This window comes from Klebsiella sp. 2019SCSN059 (genome assembly GCF_021739525.1).
Taxonomy (GTDB): domain Bacteria; phylum Pseudomonadota; class Gammaproteobacteria; order Enterobacterales; family Enterobacteriaceae; genus Klebsiella; species Klebsiella quasipneumoniae.
This window is the reverse complement of record NZ_JAKKOM010000145.1, coordinates 1-428: the sequence shown is the minus strand read 5'-3', so window position 1 is coordinate 428 and position 428 is coordinate 1. Positions and strand designations below refer to the sequence as shown.

The 428-nt window shown below is 59.1% G+C and carries 1 protein-coding gene; it reads left to right on the top strand.

All coding sequences use genetic code 11. From position 1 onward, the window contains the following. Nucleotides 1–428, top strand: a 428-nt coding sequence (locus L2I46_RS29350) for a type VI secretion system contractile sheath domain-containing protein (RefSeq protein WP_236948421.1), incomplete at both ends; no start/stop codon positions are given.

Below are 428 nucleotides of genomic sequence, written 5' to 3'. Positions count from 1 at the left end.
AGCTTTGTCAATAACGGCTGGTGCGTGCAGATCCGCGGCCCGCAGGCCGGCGGCGCGGTGAAAGATCTGCCCATCCATCTGTACGATCTGGGCACCGGCAATCAGGTGAAGATCCCTTCCGAGGTGATGATCCCGGAAACACGGGAGTTTGAGTTCGCCAGCCTGGGCTTCATTCCACTGTCGTACTACAAAAATCGCGATTACGCTTGCTTCTTCTCGGCCAACTCCGCGCAAAAACCGGCGCTGTACGATACCGCCGACGCTACCGCCAACAGCCGCATCAACGCGCGTCTGCCTTATATCTTCCTGCTGTCGCGCATCGCGCACTACCTGAAGATGATCCAGCGCGAGAATATCGGCACCACCAAGGACCGGCGCCTGCTGGAGCTGGAGCTGAACACCTGGGTGCGGAGCCTGGTCACTGAAAT